Source organism: Streptomyces djakartensis, from assembly GCF_014651075.1.
GTDB classification, from domain to species: Bacteria; Actinomycetota; Actinomycetes; order Streptomycetales; family Streptomycetaceae; genus Streptomyces; species Streptomyces djakartensis.
Genome location: NZ_BMWE01000007.1, coordinates 1 through 21,737, shown reverse-complemented (window position 1 = coordinate 21,737; position 21,737 = coordinate 1). Strand labels below are relative to the sequence as shown.

General features: G+C 71.9%; 19 protein-coding genes. 7 read left to right on the top strand and 12 right to left on the bottom strand.

All coding sequences use genetic code 11. The annotated features are described in order from the left end of the window. Positions 1–13: 13 nt before the first annotated feature. The gene (locus IE212_RS13405; protein ID WP_190198032.1) at positions 14–1,012 is read left to right on the top strand and encodes a GlxA family transcriptional regulator; all 999 of its coding nucleotides are present in this window, start codon (positions 14–16) and stop codon (positions 1,010–1,012) included. Continuing rightward, positions 1,009–1,500 carry an LURP-one-related/scramblase family protein gene (locus tag IE212_RS13400; protein WP_190198031.1) on the top strand — a complete coding sequence of 164 codons (492 nt, stop codon included), beginning with the start codon at positions 1,009–1,011 and terminating at the stop codon, positions 1,498–1,500. The genes IE212_RS13405 and IE212_RS13400 overlap by 4 nt, the downstream gene beginning before the upstream one ends. 11 nt (positions 1,501–1,511) lie before the next feature. Here the strand turns inward: IE212_RS13400 and IE212_RS13395 are convergent, their stop codons facing one another. After that, positions 1,512–2,309 carry a carbon-nitrogen family hydrolase gene (locus IE212_RS13395; RefSeq protein WP_190198030.1) on the bottom strand — a complete coding sequence of 266 codons (798 nt, stop codon included), beginning with the start codon at positions 2,307–2,309 and terminating at the stop codon, positions 1,512–1,514. Positions 2,310–2,503: 194 nt separating this feature from the next. Here IE212_RS13395 and IE212_RS13390 point away from each other — a divergent pair, with 194 nt between their 5' ends. Beyond that, positions 2,504–3,328 (top strand): maleylpyruvate isomerase family mycothiol-dependent enzyme, encoded by an 825-nt coding sequence (locus tag IE212_RS13390; protein WP_190198029.1) that lies wholly within the window; start codon positions 2,504–2,506, stop codon positions 3,326–3,328. Positions 3,329–3,552: 224 nt separating this feature from the next. Continuing rightward, positions 3,553–4,311, top strand: coding sequence for an SAM-dependent methyltransferase (locus IE212_RS13385; RefSeq protein ID WP_190198028.1), 759 nt, complete (start codon positions 3,553–3,555; stop codon positions 4,309–4,311). Position 4,312: 1 nt separating this feature from the next. Here IE212_RS13385 and IE212_RS13380 read toward each other — a convergent pair whose 3' ends face one another. Beyond that, positions 4,313–5,608, bottom strand: coding sequence for an MFS transporter (locus IE212_RS13380; RefSeq protein WP_190198027.1), 1,296 nt, complete (start codon positions 5,606–5,608; stop codon positions 4,313–4,315). Continuing rightward, positions 5,605–6,255 carry a GntR family transcriptional regulator gene (locus IE212_RS13375; protein WP_190198026.1) on the bottom strand — a complete coding sequence of 217 codons (651 nt, stop codon included), beginning with the start codon at positions 6,253–6,255 and terminating at the stop codon, positions 5,605–5,607. Before IE212_RS13375 ends, IE212_RS13380 begins: the two co-directional genes overlap by 4 nt. Before the next feature lie 208 nt (positions 6,256–6,463). Here IE212_RS13375 and IE212_RS13370 point away from each other — a divergent pair, with 208 nt between their 5' ends. Further along, positions 6,464–7,366 (top strand): D-alanyl-D-alanine carboxypeptidase family protein, encoded by a 903-nt coding sequence (locus IE212_RS13370; protein WP_190198025.1) that lies wholly within the window; start codon positions 6,464–6,466, stop codon positions 7,364–7,366. Between the two features lie 122 nt (positions 7,367–7,488). On the opposite strand, the gene murJ is transcribed toward IE212_RS13370, so the two are convergent. The 5 genes from murJ to IE212_RS13345 form a co-directional block, all read right to left on the bottom strand. Continuing rightward, the gene (gene murJ / locus IE212_RS13365) at positions 7,489–9,141 is read right to left on the bottom strand and encodes a murein biosynthesis integral membrane protein MurJ (protein WP_190198024.1); all 1,653 of its coding nucleotides are present in this window, start codon (positions 9,139–9,141) and stop codon (positions 7,489–7,491) included. 254 nt (positions 9,142–9,395) lie between these two features. Beyond that, entirely contained in the window at positions 9,396–10,829 is a 1,434-nt protein-coding gene (locus IE212_RS13360; protein WP_190198023.1) for a dihydrolipoamide acetyltransferase family protein, read from the bottom strand. A gap of 10 nt (positions 10,830–10,839) precedes the next feature. Continuing rightward, complete coding sequence (locus IE212_RS13355) at positions 10,840–11,817, bottom strand: alpha-ketoacid dehydrogenase subunit beta (protein WP_190198022.1); 978 nt, start codon at positions 11,815–11,817, stop codon at positions 10,840–10,842. 1 nt (position 11,818) lies between these two features. Continuing rightward, positions 11,819–13,024, bottom strand: coding sequence for a pyruvate dehydrogenase (acetyl-transferring) E1 component subunit alpha (gene pdhA, locus IE212_RS13350; protein WP_190198021.1), 1,206 nt, complete (start codon positions 13,022–13,024; stop codon positions 11,819–11,821). Between the two features lie 397 nt (positions 13,025–13,421). Then, positions 13,422–15,017, bottom strand: a complete 1,596-nt coding sequence (locus tag IE212_RS13345; RefSeq protein WP_190198020.1) for a protein kinase domain-containing protein — start codon at positions 15,015–15,017, stop codon at positions 13,422–13,424. A 347-nt stretch (positions 15,018–15,364) separates the two neighbouring features. Here IE212_RS13345 and IE212_RS13340 point away from each other — a divergent pair, with 347 nt between their 5' ends. Next, on the top strand, positions 15,365–17,008 hold the full coding sequence (locus IE212_RS13340; RefSeq protein WP_190198019.1) for a protein kinase domain-containing protein: 1,644 nt from the start codon (positions 15,365–15,367) through the stop codon (positions 17,006–17,008). A 75-nt stretch (positions 17,009–17,083) separates the two neighbouring features. Here the strand turns inward: IE212_RS13340 and IE212_RS13335 are convergent, their stop codons facing one another. Continuing rightward, the gene (locus IE212_RS13335) at positions 17,084–17,626 is read right to left on the bottom strand and encodes a bacterial proteasome activator family protein (RefSeq protein ID WP_190198018.1); all 543 of its coding nucleotides are present in this window, start codon (positions 17,624–17,626) and stop codon (positions 17,084–17,086) included. Between the two features lie 245 nt (positions 17,627–17,871). Here IE212_RS13335 and IE212_RS13330 point away from each other — a divergent pair, with 245 nt between their 5' ends. Further along, positions 17,872–18,399 carry a hypothetical protein gene (locus IE212_RS13330; protein WP_190198347.1) on the top strand — a complete coding sequence of 176 codons (528 nt, stop codon included), beginning with the start codon at positions 17,872–17,874 and terminating at the stop codon, positions 18,397–18,399. A 40-nt stretch (positions 18,400–18,439) separates the two neighbouring features. Here IE212_RS13330 and IE212_RS13325 read toward each other — a convergent pair whose 3' ends face one another. From IE212_RS13325 to IE212_RS13315, 3 genes are all read right to left on the bottom strand, one after another. Then, positions 18,440–19,429 carry an NAD(P)H-quinone oxidoreductase gene (locus IE212_RS13325; protein WP_190198017.1) on the bottom strand — a complete coding sequence of 330 codons (990 nt, stop codon included), beginning with the start codon at positions 19,427–19,429 and terminating at the stop codon, positions 18,440–18,442. Between the two features lie 186 nt (positions 19,430–19,615). Further along, the gene (locus IE212_RS13320; RefSeq protein ID WP_190198016.1) at positions 19,616–20,980 is read right to left on the bottom strand and encodes a molybdopterin molybdotransferase MoeA; all 1,365 of its coding nucleotides are present in this window, start codon (positions 20,978–20,980) and stop codon (positions 19,616–19,618) included. Beyond that, positions 20,977–21,737 (bottom strand): DUF6457 domain-containing protein (locus IE212_RS13315; RefSeq protein ID WP_190198015.1); only part of this gene is annotated, 761 nt, incomplete at its 5' end. The genes IE212_RS13315 and IE212_RS13320, both read right to left, overlap by 4 nt.

The window sequence follows — 21,737 nt, the reverse complement described above, 5'->3', positions numbered from 1 at the left end:
CTAGGAATCGCACATGCCGCAAGGATCCTCGCACCACCCGCACCGGGTCGCCGTGATCGTCGACGAGGGCACCAACCCCTTCGAGGTCGGTGTCGCCACCGAGTTGTTCGGGCTGCCGCGGCCCGAGCTGGGGCTGCCGGGGCCGTTGTACGAGGTGACGCTGTGCACGCCCGCGCCGGAGATCCGGATGAACCACGGCTTCTTCACGCTCACCGGTGTCCCGGGCCTGGACGCCGTGGACCGGGCGGACACGCTGGTCGTGCCCGGCCGGCCGGACAACGTCGTACCGCGTGCCCCCGCCGTGCTCGACGCCGTCCGGCGGGCGCACGCGCGTGGCGCCCGGATCCTCAGCTTCTGCACCGGCACCTTCGCACTCGCCGAGGCCGGGCTGCTGGACGGGCGGCGTGCGGCGACCCACTGGCGGTGGGCGGACTCCTTCCGCCGGCTGCATCCGAAGGTGCTGCTGGAGCCGGACGTGCTGTTCGTGGACGAGGGCGACATCCTCACCGCCGCGGGCAGTGCGGCCGCGCTCGATCTGGGGCTGTACATCTGGCGGCGCGACCACGGCGCCGAGATCGCCAACCACGTCTCCCGGCGGCTGGTCTTCGCCGCGCACCGGGACGGCGGGCAGCGGCAGTTCGTGGAGCGGCCGGTGCCGGACGTGCGGGACGAGTCCCTGGGTCCCCTTCTGGCGTGGGCGCAGGAGCGGCTGGGCGAGCCGCTGACGGTGGGGGACCTGGCCGCCCGCGCACGGGTCAGCCCCGCGACGCTCCACCGGCGCTTCCGCGCCCAGCTCGGTACGACGCCGCTCGCCTGGCTGACCGGGGAGAGGGTGGCGCTGGCCTGCCGGCTGATCGAGCGGGGCGAGGAGCGGCTGGACGTGGTGGCGGCCAGGAGCGGGCTCGGTACGGCCGCCAACCTGAGGGCGCGGCTGCGGCGGGCGACCGGGCTCAGCCCGTCGGCCTACAGGCGGCGTTTCGGAGCGGGCGGCGGGGAAGCCCTGGTTCCATGAGATTCCTCGTGTACGACCGGCTCCTCGGCATCGGCGACGACTACTGGATCGAGGACGAGCGCGGCACCAAGGTGTTCCTCGTCGACGGCAAGGCCCTGCGGCTGCGGGACACCTGGGAGCTGAAGGACCTCCAGGGGCGCGTCCTCGTCGACATCCACCAGAAGATGCTCGCCCTGCGCGACACGATGGTGCTCCAGCGGGGCGGGGAGCCGCTGGCGACGATCCGCAGGAAGCGGCTGTCCCTGCTGCGCAACCACTACCGGGTGTCGCTGGCCGACGGCAACGAACTCGACGTCAGCGGCAAGATCCTCGACCGGGAGTTCGCCGTCGAGTACGAGGGTGAGCTGCTGGCGGTGATCTCCCGGCGGTGGCTGACCGTCAGGGACACCTACGGCGTGGACGTCGTCCGGGAGGACGCGGATCCGGCGCTGCTGATCGCGGTGGCGGTGTGCGTGATCCACCTGGCGGAGAAGGAGCGGGAGGACTGAGCGCGTCGCCGTCAGGGCCTGAGCGGCGGCTGGAGTCCCAGCATCCGGTCCTTAAGCGCCGGGAACTGCTCCCGTGTCGCCGCGACCTTGTCCGGGTCGAACTCGACCGTCAGGACCTCCTCGCCGGCCCCCGCCTCGGCGAGCACCTCGCCCCACGGGTCGATCACGATCGAGTGACCGGCCTGAGGAACCCCGGCGTGCGTGCCGGCCGTTCCGCACGCGACGACGAACGACTGGTTCTCGACCGCCCGTGCCCGGGCCAGCAGCGTCCAGTGGGCCCGGCGGCGCTCCGGCCAGCCCGCCGACACCACGAGGGTCTCGGCGCCGGCGTCGACGAGACCGCGGAAGAGTTCGGGGAAGCGCAGGTCGTAACAGGTGCTGAGCCCCAGGGTGGTCTGCGGCAGACGAACCGTCACCAGCTCGGCGCCCGCGCCCATCAGCACGGCCTCGCCCTTGTCGAAGCCGAAGCGGTGGATCTTGCGGTAGGCGGCGGCGAGGTCGCCGGACGGGGAGAAGACGAGGGAGGTGTTGTACAGGGGGCCGTCCGGGTCTCGCTCGACAATCGAACCGGCGTGCAGCCACACGCCCGCGTCGCTCGCGGCCTTCGCCATCGCCTCGTACGTGGGCCCTTCGAGCGGCTCGGCCTCCCGGCCGAAGTCGTCATAGGCGAAGGCACCCGTGGTCCACAGTTCCGGGAGGACGACGAGGTCGGCTCCGGCCTGCTCCCGGACGAGCCCGGCCGCCCGCCGACGGCGCGATTCGACCGATTCGCCCTCGTCTACGGAGATCTGGATCACAGAGGCGCGCACACTACCACCGTCCTGGCATTCGGGACCGTCCACAGGGGCTTGCCCACAGGCCTACGATCGTCACACGAAAGCACTGCCGGGGTGCCTCACAGCAGCGTAACTTAGCTCGCAAGACGCCCGCCGACAGCCGCCACCTCCCACTGGCAACGCCGCCACCACCTGCCCGTGCACCGACCGCCGAGGGGTCCCGTTCCGTGAGTCTGCATCCCACCCTCCAGCCCTACGCCGACGCCTGGACCCACTCCATCGAAGCGATATCCCAGCTGGTCCAGCCGCTCGCGGAGGCCGATTGGAACCGGCGGACGCCGTGCCCCGGATGGTCGGTGCGGGACGTGGTCTCCCATGTCATCGGGCTGGACTGCGAGATGCTCGGCGACCCACGGCCCATCCACTCGCTGCCGCGCGACCTGTTCCACGTCACCAACGACCACCAGCGCTACATGGAGATGCAGGTCGACGTCCGCCGCCACCACACGGCGCCGGAGATGACCTCCGAGCTGGAGTACGTGATCATCCGCCGCAACCGCCAGCTGCGCAACGACGCGCGTGACCCGGGCACGAAGGTGCGCGGCCCGCTCGGGGCCGAGCTCACCCTGGAGGAGTCCATGCGCCGCCACGCCTTCGACGTGTGGGTGCACGAACAGGACCTGCGCACGGCTCTGGGCCGGCCCGGCAACCTCGACTCCCCCGGCGCGCACATCGCCCGCGACGTGCTGCTCGCCGAACTGCCCCGCGTGGTCGCCGAGGACGCCCAGGCCCCGCGCAGCTCGGCCGTCGTGTTCGACGTCCACGGCCCCGTCGAGTTCCTGCGCACGATCCGCGTCGACATCCAGGGCCGCGGCACCCTCGAAACGGCCCCCGCGCTCGGCCCCGCCGCGACCCTCACCCTCGACTGGGAGACGTACGTCCGTCTGGCCTGCGGCCGTGTGACACCGGAGACGGTGGCGGACCGTGTGAAGACGGAGGGCGACCCGGAGCTGACGGCGGCCATCCTGAGGAACCTCACGGTGACGAAGTAAGGCACCGCGTCTCAGCTGCGGGCATACGTGCCGCTGGGGCGATGGGGTCCCCCTCGCTCATGGGGGTCCTCCCTGTTCGAGCGAAACCGAGAACTTGGGGGAGGAGCCGAGATCTCGGGGGCGGGTGCGCAGCGGCACCTCGTCGCGCCGAGCTGCGCACCCACCCGGCCCGGGCACCGAAAAGCCCGTGCCGACCGCCCGCCGGCGCCCGTAGCGTTCCTGCCATGACCACATCCGGCACCGGCATACCCCACCGCACCCGGCTCACCTTCCACGGCCCCCTCTCAGAGGCCCGGGCCGACCAGCTCGTGGCTCGCCTCGCCCGCAACACCCCGAAGACCGTCCTGGACATCGGCTGCGGCCGGGGCGAGCTGATGCTGCGCCTCCTGGAAGCCGCCCCGCAGGCGACCGGCCTCGGTGTCGACCTCGACGCCGGCGACCTGGCCCGCGGCCGGGAGAGCGCCGCGTCGCGCGGCCTCACGGAACGGGCCCGTTTCGTCGAGGAGTCCGCCACCGGCACCACCCGCGGCCCCGCCGACCTCGTCCTGTGCGTCGGCGCGAGCCAGGCCCTCGGCGACCGCCTCCCCGAAGCCCTCGCCGGACTCCGCCGCCTCGTCACCGACCGCGGCCGCGTCCTGCTCGGCGAGGGCTTCTGGCAGCGCACCCCGACCGAAGATGAACTGTCCCGCATGTGGCCGGGCGCCGCCGTCACCGACCACCACGACCTCGCCACCCTCACGGACCTGGCGATCGACGCGGGCTTCAGGCCGGAGTGGACGGAGACGGCGAGCCTCGACGAATGGGAGGCGTTCGAGTCGGCGTACCAGGCGGACGCCGAGGTCTGGCTCGCCGAGCACCCCGGCCACCCGCTGGCCGCCGGGACCCGGGAGCGCCTCGACCGTCACCGGGCCGCCTGGCTGACCTACCGGGGCGTCCTCGGACTCGCCTATCTCACCCTCGTGCCGGTGAGGGCGGCCCGATGACCTACGCCGGCACGTGCACCGTCTCCACCCGGCTCGCCACCAACCGCTCGCGCTCCCTGCGCGCCGCCCGCTTGCGCAGTCGCAGGATCTGTGTGACCCCGAGCGCCTGGAGCACGAACACCGCCGAGAAGGCCACGGTGTAGTCGTCGCCGGTGGCGTCCAGCAGCACCCCGACGGCGAACAGGGTCGTCATGGAGGCGATGAAGCCGCCCATGTTGGTGATGCCGGAGGCCGTGCCCTGCCGCTCGGGCGGGTTCGCCGGGCGGGCGAAGTCGAAACCGATCATCGACGCGGGCCCGCAAGCCCCGAGCACCGTGCACAGCACGACCAGCAGCCACATCGGGGCGTGCGCGCCCGGGTAGGCCAGCGTCGCCGCCCACAGGGCCGCCGTGGTGCCGACCGTGCCGAGCGCGAGCGGCAGCCGCGCCTCGTGGTGCCGGGCGACGATCTGGCCGTAGACCAGGCCGACGAGCATGTTGGACAGCACGACGAGGGTGAGGAGTTCACCGGCCGCGGCCCGGGACAGCCCCTGCGCCTCGACCAGGAAGGGCAGGCCCCACAGCAGCAGGAACACCATTGCCGGGAACTGGGTCGTGAAGTGCACCCACAGGCCGAGCCGCGTGCCGGGCTCCCGCCAGGAGGCGGCGATCTGGCGCCGTACGTACGCCGCGCCCTGGTGCGGCAGCGGCTCCGGCTCGTGGCCCTCCGGGTGGTCCTTCAGGAACAGCAGGACCAGCACGAACACCACGGCCCCGGCGGCCGCGCTGCCCGCGAACGCGGGCGTCCAGCCGATGCCGTGCAGCAGCCGTGCCAGGACGAGCGTGGACACCAGGTTGCCCGCCATGCCGGCCAGGCCGGCGAACTGGGCGACGAGCGGCCCGCGCCGGGCCGGGAACCACCGGGTGCCCAGCCGCAGCACGCTGATGAACGTCAGCGCGTCACCGCAGCCGAGCAGCGCCCGGGAGGCGAGCGCCATGCCGTACGTGGGGGAGAACGCGAAGCCCAGTTGCCCGGCCGTGAACAGCACCGCGCCGAGCCCCAGCACCTTCTTGGTGCCGAGCCGGTCGACGAGCAGGCCGACGGGTATCTGCATGCCCGCGTAGACCAGCAGTTGGAGGATGGAGAAGGTGGAGAGGGCGGAGGCGCCCACGTGGAAGCGGTCGGCCGCGTCGAGGCCGGCGACGCCGAGGGACGTGCGGAAGATGACCGCGACGAAGTAGACCGAGACGCCGATGCCCCAGACGGCCAGGGCCCGTCGGCCGCCCGGGGGGTCGCCCGGCAGCGTCGTCGAGCTCATCGGACCTCCCCCCGGGCCAGGTGGGAGAACCAGCCGACGTGCCGCCGGACGAGCGCGACGGCCGCCTCGGCGTCCCCGGCGCGCAGCGCGTGGAGCATCTCCTCGTGCTCGGCGAGGGTCTTGGCGATCCGGTCGGGGTGGGAGTGCATCACGGCGACGCCCATGCGCAGTTGACGGTCCCGCAGCTGGTCGTAGAGGCGGGAGAGGATCTCGTTGCCGCCGCTGCGGACGATCTCGGCGTGGAAGCAGCGGTCGGTGACGGCGGCGGCGGCCAGGTCTCCGGCGGCGGCCTGCCGCTTCTGCCGGGCCAGCAGCTCCTCGAGGCGCTCGATGAGCCCCGCGGGCGCGGGTACGGCCTTGCGGGCCGCGTGTTCCTCGACGAGCAGCCGCGTCTCCACCACGTCGGCGATCTCCTGGGCGGAGACGGGCAGGACCAGGGCGCCCTTCTTCGGGTAGAGCCTGATCAGACCTTCGGCCTCCAGCCGCAGCAGCGCCTCGCGCACCGGCGTGCGCGACACCCCGACGGCCTCGGCGAGTTCACCCTCGGTCAGGAGCGACCCGCCCTCGTAACGCCGCTCCAGCACGCCCTGCTTGACGTGGCTGTAGACGCGGTCGGCGGCGGGGGGCTGCTTCACGGACAGGGTCATGCCGACAGCATAGATACAACAGGTACGCATGCCCCGATCCGTCCACGATCCGGACGTGAATGTCACACATCTGCGGCAAAGTCGGGGCCCTGTCCGACCAAGGCACAACCATCTGTGCTAGTTACGAGACAGACACGTGCGGCCCCTTTCCCCTCGTCCTCAATCCGGCCGCACCGTAGGGGCATTCAAGACAATCGGGGTACTTCCTTTGATAACCGGCATTAAGGGCAACCGTCTCCGCAGAGCTGCGGCCGTCGCCGTGACCACCGGCGCCATGCTCACGACCGGAGCCCTCACCGTCGCGCCGGCGCAGGCCGCGCCCTCGGCGCCCACCATCGCCGCCAAGGGCGGCTATGCGATGAACAACGCGACCGGCACGTCGCTTTACACCAAGGCGGCCGACACGCGCCGCTCGACCGGCTCGACCACCAAGATCATGACCGCTCTGGTGGTGCTGAAGCAGTCGAACCTCAACCTGGACAGCAAGGTCACGGTCCAGAAGGCGTACAGCGACTACATCGTCGAGAACAACTGGGCGTCCAACGCCAAGCTGATCGTCGGCGACAAGGTCACCGTCCGCCAGCTGCTGTACGGGCTGATGCTGCCGTCCGGCTGCGACGCGGCGTACGCCCTCGCCGACAAGTTCGGCGCGGGCTCGACGCGGGCCAAGCGCGTGGAGTCGTTCATCGGCAAGATGAACACCACCGCCAAGGAACTGGGCCTGAAGAACACCCACTTCGACTCGTTCGACGGCATCGGCAAGGGCAGCAACTACTCCACGCCGCGCGACCTGACCAAGCTCGCCAGCGCGGCCATGAAGAACTCCACGTTCCGCACGGTCGTCAAGACGAAGAAGTACACGGCGACGACGACCACGAAGTCCGGCGGCACGCGGACGATGGCCCCGTGGGAGAACACCAACCCGCTGCTCGGCAGCTACAGCGGCGCGATCGGCGTGAAGACCGGTTCCGGCCCGGAGGCCGGGTACTGCCTGGTCTTCGCCGCCACGCGGAACGGCAAGACGGTCATCGGCACGGTTCTCGCCTCGACCGACGGGCCCACGCGCAAGGCGGACGCGACGAAGCTGCTCAACTACGGCTTCGCCAGGTAGGAACGCAGGACAGCACAACGAAAGGGGGGCTCGCCGCAGCCGGCGGCGAGCCCCCCTTCGCCTGTGTCCGCGGGACTGCTCTCGTCGGCCTCGCCCACCTGCGACTCTCGGCGAACGGACGTTCAACGCCGCGCCCGCCGCAACTCACCGACCTTCAGCAGCCGGGCGAGGGCGAGATACGTGAGGGCGAGCGCCAACGTCGCCCCGACCGTGGTGAGCGCGGTGGGCCCAATGCCGTCACCCATGACGGCGGCGCAGGCGCGCGCGACCGTCCAGCCCACCGCGGCGGCGACGCCGGCGGCGCACAGCAGCTTGGCGTAGGTACGGCGCAGGGCTCCGTCGTCGAGCCGGCCGCCGGTCTTCCGGCGCAGCAGCCGTGCGGTCATGACGAGTCCGACGGCGTACGACAAGGTGTAGGCGCCGGCCATGCCGGTCACGGCCCAGCGGGCAGGCAGGAGTAGATGGCAGGCGGTGGCCAAGGCGATGTTCACCGCCCCGATCCACACGGCCATGAAGAACGGTGTCCTGGTGTCCTCGAAGGCGTAGAACCCACGCAGCAACAGGTACTGGGCGGAGAACGGGATCAGCCCGAGCCCGAAGGCCTGCAGCATCTGACCGAGCGGCTGGGCGGAGGCGGCATCGGCGGCCCCATGAGCGAACAGCAGGGCGGAGATCTGCGGGCCGAGGGCGAGGAAGAGGAATCCGGCGGGCACGATGACGACGCCAGTGACGCGCAGGGCGCGGGACAGGTCCGCGCGCAGGTCCGCGACCCGGCCCTCGGCCGCGGCCTTGCTCATACGGGGAAGCAGGGCCGTCACCAGGGAGACGGTGACGACGGACTGCGGCAGCATCCAGATGGTCTGCGCATAGGTGTACGCGGTGTAGCCCGCTCCGGCCTCCGGCAGTTCCTGGTCGGCGGCGTTGGCGTAGTTCGTGACGACCGTCAGGGCGACCTGGTTGGCCAGCACGAACAGCAGCGTCCACTTGGCCGCGTGGACGCCCGCCCCCAGCCCGGCCCCACGCCAGTCGAACCGTGGCCGGAACCGGAAGCCCGCTGCCCGTACAAAGGGGAGGAGCGCCAGGGCCTGAACGGCGATCCCGGCCGTGGTGCCGATCCCGAGCAGCCGCACCTGTGCCGCGGTGATGTCCTCCACCCGCTCGGGCACGGTCATGAGTCCCAGATACAGCCCGAACATGCCGATGAGCACGACGTTGTTGAGCACCGGCGTCCACATCATCGCGCCGAACTTCTCCCGCGCGTTGAGGACTTGACCCAGCATGCCGAAGAGGCCGTAGAAAAAGATCTGCGGTAGCAGGAACCGGGCGAAGACGACGGTCAGCTCGAACGCCTCGTGGCTCTCCGGAGTGTCCCGCATGTACAGCCCGACGATCCCCGGAGCGGCCCACACGGCCAGGGCGGCGCCGATGGCCAGAACGGTGACGACGAGGGTCACCAGCCGCTGCTCGTAGTCCCGCCCGCCGTCGGGCTGCGTAACCCGGGCCCGCACCAGCTGCGGCACCAGCACGGCGTTGAGCGCGCCGCCGATCAGCAGCGTGTACAGACTCGTCGGCACCGTGTTCGCCGTGTTGTACGTACTCGCGAGCAGCCCCGTGCCGAGCGCCGCACCTTGTAACACCTGCCGTATCAGCCCGGTCGCCCGGGACACCATCGTGCCCAGCGCCATGAGCAGCGAGGACCGCCCCACGCCGTCCTTCGTCCCGCCCGCGCCCGCCGGTGCCACGGCTTCCGTCGTGGTCTTCGCCCCCTTGATCATGGGGTCAACCTACGGTGTGACGCCAAGCCCCACCGGGGGAAGGAGGAAACCGCTGGTTCACCCCCAGGGCAGACGCCGACGGCCCCGCCCCGGTCGGATGCTGTTGGCAAATCCGGTCGGGACCACGGCTGTCGTTTGAGTCTCAGCGACACGCTGGGTGTACGGCGTGTCGCTGAGACTGAGCGGACACTTACCGCTCGCTGCACGAATTCGCCAACAGCATACGGGTGGGGCAGGGGGCCGTCGCCGTCACCTCACGCCCAGGTGATCAGCCGCTTCGGCTGTTCCAGGATCGCCGCCACGTCGGCCAGGACCTTCGAGCCCAGTTCGCCGTCGACCAGGCGGTGGTCGAAGGAGAGGGCCAGGGTGGTGACCTGACGGGGCTTCACCTTGCCCTTGTGGACCCATGGCTGCGGCTTGATCGCGCCGACCGCGAGGATCGCGGACTCACCCGGGTTGAGGATCGGGGTGCCCGTGTCGACGCCGAAGACGCCGACGTTGGTGATCGTCACCGTGCCGCCCTGCATGGCCGCCGGGGACGTCTTGCCCTCCCGCGCCGTCGACACCAGCTCGCCCAGCGACTCGGCCAGCTGCGGCAGCGTCTTGGCGTGCGCGTCCTTGATGTTCGGGACGATCAGGCCGCGCGGGGTCGCCGCCGCGATGCCGAGGTTCACGTAGTGCTTGACCACGATCTCCTGGGCCGCCTCGTCCCAGGACGCGTTGATCTCCGGGTTGCGCCTGATCGCGACGAGCAGCGCCTTGGCGATCAGCAGGAGCGGGTTCACGCGCAGGTTCGCGAACTCCTTGTCCTCCTTCAGCTCCTCGACCAGCTTCAGCGTGCGCGTCACGTCGACCGTCACGAACTCCGTGACATGCGGCGCGGTGAACGCCGAGCCGACCATCGCCGCCGCCGTCGCCTTGCGGACACCCTTGACCGGGACCCGGGTCTCGCGCGCCGTGTCGTACGACGCCGGTGCGGGGGCGGCGGAGGCGGGCGCGGGCTCCACCGGCTGCTCCGCGGCCTTCGGCGCGGCGGCGGCCACCGCCGCGTGCACGTCCTCCCGCGTGATGATGCCGTCCGGGCCGCTCGGGACGACCACCGTCAGATCGACGCCCAGGTCCTTGGCCAGCTTGCGGACGGGGGGCTTGGCCAGCGGGCGGTCCGCGCCTGCCGCGGCGGGCGCGGCCGGGGCAGGGGCCGGTGCGGCCGGGGCCGTCGGCGCGTGGCCGTTCAGCTCCGTCTGGAGCGGTGTCGAGGCCTGCTGGACCGGGACCTCCGGGCCCTTGCGGGGGCGACGGCGGGTGGACGAGGCCGCCACGCCGTACCCCACCAGGACCGGCTGGCGGCCGGAGCCCTCGGGCTTGGGCTCCTCGGCGGCCTTCGGGGTCTCGGGCCGCTGCTCGGCGGCGGGCGCGGGTCCGGCCCCTCCGCCCACCTCCACCGCGATGATCGCCGTGCCCACGTCGACCGTGGAGCCCTCCGGGAAGTGCAGCTCCCGGACCACTCCGTCGTACGGGATGGGCAGCTCGACGGCCGCCTTCGCCGTCTCGACCTCGCACACCGCCTGGCCGTCGGTGACCTTGTCACCGGGCTGGACGTACCACTTGAGGATCTCCGCCTCGGTGAGTCCCTCGCCCACGTCGGGCATCTTGAACTCGCGCACGGACGCTTCCGTCATCGTCGTCACGACCCTCTCCTCAGTACGCCAGCGAGCGGTCGACGGCATCCAGTACCCGGTCCAGGTTCGGCAGGTACTCCTCCTCCAGGCGGGCCGGCGGATACGGCGCGTGGTAGCCGCCGACCCGGAGTACCGGGGCCTCCAGGTGGTAGAAGCAGCGCTCCGTGATCCTGGCGGCGATCTCCGCGCCGGAGCCGAAGAACACCGGGGCCTCGTGCACGACGACCAGGCGGCGCGTCTTCTCCACCGACGCCTGGATCGAGTCGAAGTCGATCGGGGAGACCGAGCGCAGGTCCAGGACCTCCAGGCTCTTGCCCTCCTCGGCGGCCGCGTCCGCGACCTCCTGGCAGAGCTTGACCATCGGGCCGTAGGCGGCGAGGGTCAGGTCCGTGCCGGGGCGCACCACGGCCGCCTTGTGCAGCGGGCCCGGGATCGCCTCCGTGTTGACCTCGGCCTTGTCCCAGTAGCGGCGCTTGGGCTCGAAGAAGATCACCGGGTCGTCGCTCTGGATGGCCTGCTGCATCATCCAGTACGCGTCCGACGCGTTCGACGGGCTGACGATCTTCAGGCCCGCCACGTGCGCGAACAGGGACTCGGGGGACTCCGAGTGGTGCTCCACCGCCCCGATGCCACCGCCGTACGGGATGCGGACGACGACCGGCATCTTGACCTTGCCCAGCGAGCGGGCGTGCATCTTCGCGAGCTGCGTGACGATCTGGTCGTAGGCCGGGAAGACGAAGCCGTCGAACTGGATCTCCACCACCGGGCGGTAGCCGCGCAGGGCCAGCCCGATCGCCGTGCCGACGATGCCCGACTCGGCGAGCGGCGTGTCGATGACGCGGCTCTCCCCGAAGTCCTTCTGCAGGCCGTCCGTCACGCGGAAGACACCGCCGAGCTTGCCGACGTCCTCGCCCATGATCAGGACCTTGTCGTCGGACTCCAGGGCGCGGCGCAGCGACTCGTTGATCGCCTTGGCCAAAGCCAGCTTCTCAGCCATTTCAGTTGCCCCCCTCGTCGGCGAACGACGCCTGGTACGCGGCGAACTGGGCGCGCTCCTCGTCGACCAGCGCGTGTCCGTCCGCGTAGACGTTCTCGAAGATGGCGAAGTGGTCCGGGTCCGGCATGGCACGGACCGCCTCGCGCACTCGTTTGCCCAACGCCTCGGACTCGTCCTCCAGTTCCGCGAAGAATCCCTCGTCCGCGTGGTTTGAGTCCTCCAGATAGCGGCGCAGGCGCAGGATCGGGTCCTTGGCCTCCCAGGCCTGGCGCTCCTCGTCGCCCCGGTAGCGGGTGGGATCGTCGGAGGTGGTGTGGGCACCCATGCGGTAGGTGAACGCCTCGACGAGGGTCGGGCCCTCGCCGGCGCGGGCCCGCTCCAGGGCCCAGCGGGTGACCGCGAGGCAGCCGAGCACGTCGTTGCCGTCGACCCGGACGCCCGGGAAGCCGAAGCCCTGGGCACGCTGGTAGATGGGGACGCGGGACTGCTTCTCGGTGGGCTCGGAGATGGCCCACTGGTTGTTCTGGCAGAAGAACACGACCGGGGCGTTGTAGACCGCGGAGAAGGTGAACGACTCGGCCACGTCGCCCTGGCTTGAGGCGCCGTCGCCGAAGTAGGCGATCACCGCGCTGTCCGTGCCGTCCTTGGCGACGCCCATGGCGTAGCCGGTGGCGTGCAGGGTCTGGGAGCCGATGACGATCGTGTACAGGTGGAAGTTGTTGCCATTGGGGTCCCAGCCGCCGTTGTTCACGCCGCGGAACATGCCGAGCAGGTTGGTCGGGTCCACCCCGCGGCACCAGGCGACGCCGTGCTCGCGGTAGGTGGGGAAGACGTAGTCGTCGTCGCGCAGGGCCCGCCCGGAGCCGATCTGGGCGGCCTCCTGACCGAGCAGGGAGGCCCACAGTCCCAGCTCGCCCTGGCGCTGCAGGGAGGTGGCCTCGGCGTCGAAGCGGCGGGTGAGAACCATGTCGCGGTAGAGGCCGCGGAGCTCTTCCGGGGTGACACCGGCGACGTACTTGTCGTACTCGGCGTTCTTGACGCGCTTGCCTTCGGGCGTCAGCAGCTGCACGAGCTGGGGCTCGGTGCCCTTCTGCGTGCCGGCGTCCTTCTTGGCGGTGGTGCGGGTGGTGCGCTTGGTGCCGGTGGTGCCGGCCTTGCTTCCGGCGCTGCGTCGCGGTGTGCGAGCGGCAGTGCTCTCCACGGTCACGTGTGCTCCTCCGTCGGTCCGGCCCCCGGGGTTGCCGGCAGGCCAGTGCGGCTCACCTGTTCTCGGCCACCGGGACACGGGGTGGGTGTCACTCGGCCGGGAACAGGCGTGACAGGTGCCCCGGCGAGCGCCCTGCAAAAAGCACGTTACCCAGTGCGCCACATGTCTGTGAAACCCCACCTGACCTGCGATTTTGCTTGGATTTCCAAGTAAATCGGGAAGGCTGGGAAGGGCCCTGGTCACAGCCTTGCAGGAGGCCGGAGCAACCGCACGTTAACCCGGTGACCCAGGTCACGGGAAGAGTCCACTTTCCGGCGCGCCGAAACGCACGCGCGCGTGGAGCCCGTTTTCCGGGCCCCACGCGCGCGTGGATCGTCCGTTTCCCGCTGCCGCCGGGTCAGCCTTCGCCGTCGCCCGCGCCGCCGACGACGCCGGTCGCGCCGCCCGCGTCGGTGCCGCCCGTGTCGTCCGGCGGCGTCTCCGGGTCCGTGGGCTCCTCACCGGTCGGCTCACCGGTCGGCGCGGCGGAGGTCGGCTGGTCCGTCGGCTGGTCCGGGGGCGTCTCGGGCGCGCTCTGCGACGGCGAGTAGGACGGGGAGTACGTCGGCGGCCACTGCCCGCTGCCGCCGCCCGTGCCGGTGCCCCCGCCGTCGTCCGTGGACGTGTCGGTGGGCCCGCTGGTCTCCTCGCTGCTCGGCGTCTCGCTGGGCTTCTCCTTCTCGGCCGTCTTCGAGGCGGTCGGCGACGGCTTCTTCTCCGGAGTGTCCTTGCCGCCGCCCGTGTTCTGCAGCGCCAGGGCGACACCCGCGGCGACGGCGATCACCGCGAGGACGGCGAGGATCCACAGCTTGCCGCGGCCACTGCCCTTGTTGCCATGGCCCTCGAAGCCGCCCTCGTCCCCGCCGCCGTAGCCGGACGGCAGGATCGGCGAGGGGATCTGCGCGGTGCCGGAGGCGTCCCCTGCGGAGCCCATCACTGCCGTCTGGGCGAAGCCGCCCGACGGGGTCCGCCGGCCGTCGGGCGTGGTGACCGGGCCGGTGTTCCAGGTGCCGGTGTGGCCGCCCTGGTCGTAGAGCATCTGGAGCCCGTACTGGACCAGCCCGCGCATCTCCTCGGCCGTCTGGAAACGGTCGTCGGGCTCCTTGGCGAGGGAGCGCATGACCAGGCCGTCCAGCTCCGGCGGGCAGGCGTCGGAGACCTCGGACGGGGGCGTCGGGATGTCCTGGACGTGCTGGTAGACCACCGACAGCGGCGTCTCACCGGTGAAGGGGGGCCGCAGCGCGAGGAGTTCGTAGAGCAGGCAGCCCGTCGCGTACAGGTCGGAGCGGTGGTCGACGGCCTTGCCGAGCGCCTGCTCGGGGGACAGGTACTGCGGGGTGCCCATGACCATGCCGGTCTGCGTCATCGTGGTGGACGCGCCGTGCAGGGCGCGGGCGATGCCGAAGTCCATCACCTTCACCGCGCCGTTGTGCGTGATGATGACGTTGGCGGGCTTGATGTCGCGGTGCACGATGCCGTGCTGGTGCGAATAGGCCAGCGCCTCAAGGACACCGGAGACGATGATCAGCGCCTGCTCGGGGCCCGGCGCCTCCGCGTTGAGCAGCAGGTCGCGGATGGTGCGGCCCTCGACCAGCTCCATGACGATGTAGGGCACGGACTGGCCGCCGACGAAGTCCTCGCCGGAGTCGTAAACGGCGACGATCGCGTGGTGGTTGAGGCCGGCGACCGACTGCGCCTCACGCGTGAAGCGCGCCTTGGACACCGGGTCCTCGGCGAGGTCGGAACGGAGCAGCTTGACGGCGACGGTGCGCCCGAGACGGACGTCCTCGGCGGCGAACACCTCGGCCATGCCGCCCCGGCCGAGTCTCCCGGTCAGCCGGTACCGGCCGTCCCCGACCAGCCCGCCGTTACCCCAGGACTCCGGCGCCTCCGACATCCCGCCGCCACTCGCCTCGGGGTCGGACGGGCCCTGAGCGCGCTGCTGCTGTGCCATCAGTCCTCGCCGTCGTTTCTGCCCGCGGTGCGCGCGGTGTTGTTACGGTCTCCGTCGGCCACGCTACAGCCTCCGCGCAAGCCTCCGGTCCGAGACGGGATGCCAGGACCGGCACGGGACGGACGCGCCATGAAACCTTTACTCCGTACTCTCGTGCAAATTCTGTGCACCGGCCGCACCTCCCCTGTAACGCTTCCGCAGCGCTTCTTTCGCGTACGGTCACGGAACGGGCACCGCGCTTGACGTGTCACTGCCCTGGGGCAGACTTGGCCGGGAATGGCGGTTTGGATCAACGACGGATCGGCACAAGTCGGCGGCGCCATCAAGGGCTACGGGGGAAACGGGTCATGAGCCAGGACGGCGCACAGGGCCGGTACGCGGGGCGCGCGCTCGCGGGCAACCGCTACCAGCTGCGTGATCTCCTCGGCCAGGGGGGCATGGCCTCGGTGCACCTCGCGTACGACAGCGTGCTCGACCGGCAGGTCGCGATCAAGACACTTCACACCGATCTCGGTCGGGAACAAGCCTTCCGTGAACGGTTCCGCCGTGAGGCCCAGGCCGTGGCCAAGCTCACGCACACCAACATCGTCGCGGTCTTCGACACCGGCGAGGACAGCGTCGACGGCGTGCCGGTCCCCTACATCGTCATGGAGTACGTCGAGGGCAGCCCGCTCGGCTCGGTCCTCGACGAGGACGTGCGGCAGCAGGGCGCGATGCCCGCCGACAAGGCACTGAGGATCACCGCGGACGTACTGGCCGCGCTGGAGATCAGCCACGAAATGGGGCTGGTCCACCGGGACATCAAGCCGGGCAACGTGATGATGACCAAGCGCGGCGTGGTCAAGGTCATGGACTTCGGCATCGCCCGCGCCATGCAGTCCGGTGTGACGTCGATGACGCAGACCGGCATGGTCGTCGGCACCCCGCAGTACCTCTCGCCGGAACAAGCCCTCGGACGCGGTGTGGACGCCCGCTCCGACCTGTACTCGGTCGGCATCATGCTGTTCCAACTGGTCACCGGGAGGCTGCCGTTCGAGGCGGACTCGCCGCTGGCCATCGCGTACGCGCACGTCCAGGAGGAGCCGCCGGCCGCGTCCTCGGTCAACCGCGCGCTGCCCCCGGCCGTGGACGCGCTGATCGCCCGTGCCCTGAAGAAGAATCCGAACGAGCGCTTCCCGAGCGCCGAGGCGATGCGCGAAGAGTGCCTGCGGGTGGCGGCCTCCTTCCACGCCACGCCGCCGAGCATCGTCCCGGGCGCGCGGACCCCGAGCGGCGCGGGCGTCGCCTCGGCCGTGTTCCCGTCGGTCGACCAGGCGGCCCCGCCGCCCGCGGGCCAGGTCCTGACGCCGTACCAGCCGGCCCCGCAGCCCAACCCGTACGGCCCGGCCGCGCCGGCCCCGGCGTACGGCTATCCGCAGCAGGGCGGCTATCCGACGCCGTCCCCGGCCGCGTACGCCCCGCAGACCGGCCCGTCGACTCCGCCGCCGTACACCCTCACGCCCCAGGGCGCGCCCGCCCCCTCCGGGAGCGGCAAGGGCGGCAAAGGGCTGGCCATCGGCTCGGTCGTCGTGTCCGTCGTCGTGGTCGGCGGACTGATCACGGCCCTGCTGGTGACCGGCGGTGGGGGCGAGGACGACCAGGGTGGCGGGGGCAGCGGCCCGGGTCCGACGGCCTCGGCGGCTGCCGAGAAGCCCGGTTACCGCGGCCCTGACACGTCTCGGGTGATCGAAACCGATGAGTGCACGGAGCCGCGGGAGTCGTACAGCGACCCCGAGAAGATCCGGATCCCGGACTTCAGGTTCAAGGACATCACCTCGGTCAAGGCGTGCCTGGAGGCGGCCGGCTGGGAGTCGAAGATCATCGACCTGGACGAGAACACCTACGGCGAGGGCACCGTCATTCAGCAGTCCCCGTCCAAGAGCGCCGACGTCGATCCGGAGGACATGCCCGAGATCGAGCTCAGCGTCTCCACGGGCAACCCGCCGTCCTGACCACCGGTGCGATCGGGAGGACCGGCGGCTTCGGCCGCCGGGCCCCTCGCTCCGGTTCGTGCCTGTGCGGGCGCGTTACAGGTAGGGACCGCCGGAGCGGATGCCCGGCTGGTGGTCCTCGTGGCCGTCGTGGCCGACGCCCGGCGGCAGGGCGCGGCGCATCTGCTCCAGCTGGGCGCGGGCCGCCATCTGCTGGGCGAACAGTGTCGTCTGGATCCCGTGGAAGAGCCCCTCCAGCCAGCCGACCAGCTGGGCCTGCGCGATGCGCAGCTCCGCGTCACTGGGCGTCACCTCGTCCGTGAACGGCAGGGAGAGCCGCTCCAGCTCCTCGACCAGCTCGGGCGCCAGACCGTCCTCCAGCTCCTTCACCGAGCTGGCGTGGATCTCCTTGAGCCGGGCCCGGCTGGCCTCGTCCAGGGGAGCCACCCGCACTTCCTCGAGAAGCTGCTTGATCATGCTGCCGATCCGCATGACCTTGGCGGGCTGCTCCACCTGTTCCGTGACCGGGGTCTCGCGGGAGTCGTCGTCTCCACCGCCGCCGCCGAGTGCCATGCCGTCCTGGCCCACGACCAGGATCTGCGGGTTCTCGGGCGACCGTTCGTTTCTCGGCATCTCCATGCCGCCATTCTCTCGCACGCCTGCACGTCATTTCTGTGGTGCCCCTACGGGAGGCTGATCCACCGTGTTGGAGAAGACGAGTTGGCCGGGCGCCGGGTTCCTCCCGAACGGCTGAACCCTCAGCGGTCCACCCAACGGCCGTACCCGAAATGCCGTACGCGGTCACCGGTGTGAGGCTGATTGCCGTGACATGACCGAACTTGCCGATCTTGCCCTGACGGGCACGGCGGGAGGGGGTCACCCACGTGACTCCATGGCAGCGCGCACTGCGGGCGGCGGGACTGGTGGCCGCCCTGGGGGCGGGTGCGGTCGTCTCACCGTACGGGGCCGGCGTCTCGTCCGGAGCCGTCCCGTCTGTCCGGGCGGTCGAAGCCCCGGGGCCCGTCCCCGCGTATGGCGTCCGTGCCCACGACGCCCTGGCCGGCGATGACGCAGCCCGGGACTTCGCCCTCGCGACCCCGTCCGCCCCCGGCAAGCCCTCGCGCGCGGGGACCCGGGCCGGTGAGGGGCGGGAGCGGCCGGGGCGGCCGGGGCTGCCGGGGCTGCCGGAGGAGGCCGAGCCGGACACCGGTGACGCCACCGCTGTCACCGAGGAACCCGAGGAAGCCGCCCCCGTGCCCTCCGCGCCCGAGGAGCCCGTCCGGGACACCCCCGCGCGTGCCGACCGTCCCGTCGGCCCGGTGCTGCGGATCCTGCCGCTGGGCAGCGGCCTGGTCCTGATCGGCCTCGGCCTGGGGCTCGCGTTCTTCGCGCTGCGGTTGCGGCGGGTCTAGGACGGGCCCCGGATCTGGTGCCCGGGGCGGCCCCGGCTTCTCAGGCCTCCCCCGGGGCGATCAGCAGCACCTTGCCGACGTGGCTGCTCTCCTCCACCACCCGGTGGGCGGCGGCCGCGTCCGGCATGGGGAGCTCGCGGTCGACGACGGGGCGCAGACGGCCACCGGCGAACAGCGGCCAGACGTGCTCGCGCACCGCCGCGACGATGGCCGCCTTCTCCGCCGGCGGACGCCCCCGCAGGGACGTCGCGCTGATGGCGGCGCGCTTGGCGAGCAGGGCGCCGATGTTCAGCTCGCCCTTGACACCGCCCTGCATGCCGATGATCGCCAGCCGGCCGTTGACGGCGAGGGCCCTGACGTTGCGCTCCAGATACTTGGCGCCCATGTTGTCGAGGATGACGTCGGCACCGGCGCCGTCGGTGGCCTTCCTGACCTCCTCGACGAAGTCCTGCTCGCGGTAGTTGATCAGGATGTCGGCGCCCAGTTCGGCGCACCGGTCCAGCTTCTCCTTGGTGCCCGCGGTGACGGCCACCCGGGCCCCCACCGCCTTGCCGAGCTGGATGGCCATGGTGCCGATGCCACTGGAGCCGCCGTGCACCAGCAGGGTCTCGCCGGGGCGCAGGTGGGCGATCATGAACACGTTCGACCAGACGGTGCAGGCCACCTCGGGCAGCGCCGCGGCCTGCCTCAGCTCGACGCCCTTCGGCACGGGCAGCAGCTGCCCGGCCGGGACGGCCACCTTCTCGGCGTAACCGCCGCCGGAGAGCAGCGCGCACACCTCGTCGCCGACACTCCAGCCGGAGACCTTGGGGCCGACCTGGGCGATCCGCCCGGAGCACTCCAGGCCGGGGTAGGGGGAGGTGCCGGGCGGCGGGTCGTAGAAGCCCTGCCGTTGCAGGAGGTCGGCCCGGTTGACGGCACCGGCCGCCACCTCGACCAGGACCTCACCCTCGCCGGGCTCGGGATCCGGGACCTCGTCCCAGACCAGCGCCTCGGGCCCACCGGGTTCGGGAATCGTGATCGCATGCATGAAGGGACCGTACCCCCGGGTCCCCGGACCGAGTCCGCTCCGTCCCGGGGGACCACCGCGCCCGCGTGGTGGTCCGGCCCCCATGCGTGACCCACATGCATGGAAGGCCCCGAAGCATGAGCACGCAGACGTCCGGCCTGGCGATCGAGACCGCGGGGCGGGCGATCGCGTCCTGGCCCGGAAGTTTCACGTGAAACACACCCCGATTCCTGCGGACGCCCAGGGCAGGTCGAGCAGTTCCGCCTCCTGACCCGGGCGGGTACCGCCCGGCGGCACGACGGCCAGCGCGTCGGCCGCCGCGATGCCGCGCAGCATGGCCGGGCCGTTGTAGTGCAGCGGGATGGCCTCGTCGCCCCGCAGGACCACGGGGACGAGCCGGGTGTCGTGCGGGTGCCCCTGTACGGCGTCCCTGAGCGGCCAGGTGTACGGCTCCGGGGCCGGGCGTGCCGCGAGGGTCCGCAGCAGCGGCTCGGCGAGGGTCAGCAGCGCGGAGACGGCGGCGAGCGGGTTGCCCGGCAGACCGACGAGGTGCTGGGTCTCGGTGGTGCGCGCCAGCAGCATGGGGTGGCCGGGGCGCACCTGGACGCCGTCCACGAGGAGCTCGGCGCCGATACGGCTCAGGGTGGGGTGCACGTGGTCGACGGGGCCCGCGGCGGTGCCGCCGGTCGTGACGATGACATCGGCGTCTGACGAGGTGATCGCCCGGCGCAGGACGCCGGCGTCGTCGCGGACGCGTCGTACGGCGATGACCTCGGCGCCGAGCGCCCGCAGCCAGGGCGGCAGCATCGGGCCGAGTGCGTCCCGGATCAGGCCGTCGTGCGGCAGTCCCTCACTGAGCAACTCGTCCCCGAGGACCAGCACCTCGGCCCGGGGGCGCGGGACGGCTTCGACCGTGTCGTATCCGGCGGCCGCGGCGAGCCCCAGGACGGCCGGCGTGACGAGCGTGCCGACCGGGAGCAACTGGTCACCGCTGCGGCATTCCTGGCCGCGCGGGCGGATGTCCTGGCCGGGGGCGATGTCCCTTGTCGCGTACAGGCGGCCCGTGGCGTCGGTGCGGCCGTGCTCGCTGCGCAGGACGGCGGTGGTGTCCGGGGGGATGCGGGCGCCGGTGGCGATCCGGACGGCCCCGCCGTCGGTCAGCGGCGCCGGTGTGGAGTGTCCGGCCAGGACGCCCTCGTCCCGCACGTCCCAGGGGGCGGGGCCGGCGACCGCCCAGCCGTCCATCGCTGAGGTGTCGAAGGAGGGGAGGTCGGTGAGGGCGTCGAGAGGGGTGGCCAGGGTGAGGCCGAGGGCGGCTTCGAGCGGCGCGGAGACGGGGGCGCGGCGGGCGGCCCGGGCGGTGCTCCGGGCGGTGCGCTCCGCGATGGCCCGGGCCTGCGGCCATGCGGTGGCGTGGTGGCGGGGATCCGGCCTGTGGGGTGGGCGGGTGCTGTCCGCCTCGCCTCGTCCGGCGGGTTCGGACGGCTGGTTGCCGTTGCTGTTCCTCACGAGGGCGAGCACCTCCTCGACGTCGAGGTCCTCCTCACCGGCGCGGGCGCCGTGCGGGGTCATCCGGCGTCCGGGCGGGTGTCGGGGGTGGCGTCGGGGGCGACGTCCCCCTGGCCGTCGGAGGCGGTCTCCGCCGCCCAGCGGGTGGCGAGGGCCGCGGCTCTGCGGGAGGCCTCGGCGACCGCCTCGGGGCCGCCACCGGCCCGCGCGGCGGCGTAGCCGACGAGGAAGGTGGTCAGCGGCGCCGCGGGCCTGGCCACCCCGTGGGCGGCGTCGCGGGCGAGGTCGAGCAGGCCGCGGGTGTCGACATCGAGGTCGATCCCCAGTTCGTCCTTGACGGCGGAAATCCATTCATCCAACACGTGCCCATGCTCCCTGATACGTGCCCTGGCGGTGGCGATGTCGCCCCAGGTGTCGCAGTCGAAGGATGCGACGGGGTCGGAGATTCGGGTGAGAGTGAGCTCGGCGACGAGGCGCCGCAGCGGGAGACCGGTGAGAGAGCTGTGGCGGCCGGCGAGGACGGCGAGCGTCGAGCGCAGCCGCGACGCGCTGTACGCGGCGACGAGCGGCTGGTCACGGCCGTCGGGGTCGGTCAGCAGAACCCCGTCAGCGCCGCTGTGCCGCAGGGTGTCCAGCAGCCGGTCGACGGTCCGCTCCTGAAGGAACGGCAGGTCCGCGGAGAGCAGCAGAACGTGTTCGGCCGTGGTGCGCCGGAGGCCGGCGTCGAGCGCGGCGAGGGGGCCGCCGCCGGGCGGGTCCTCGCGGGCCCAGGTCACGGGCCGGGCGGTCGGCCGGGGCGGGGCGACGACGACGGTGGTGC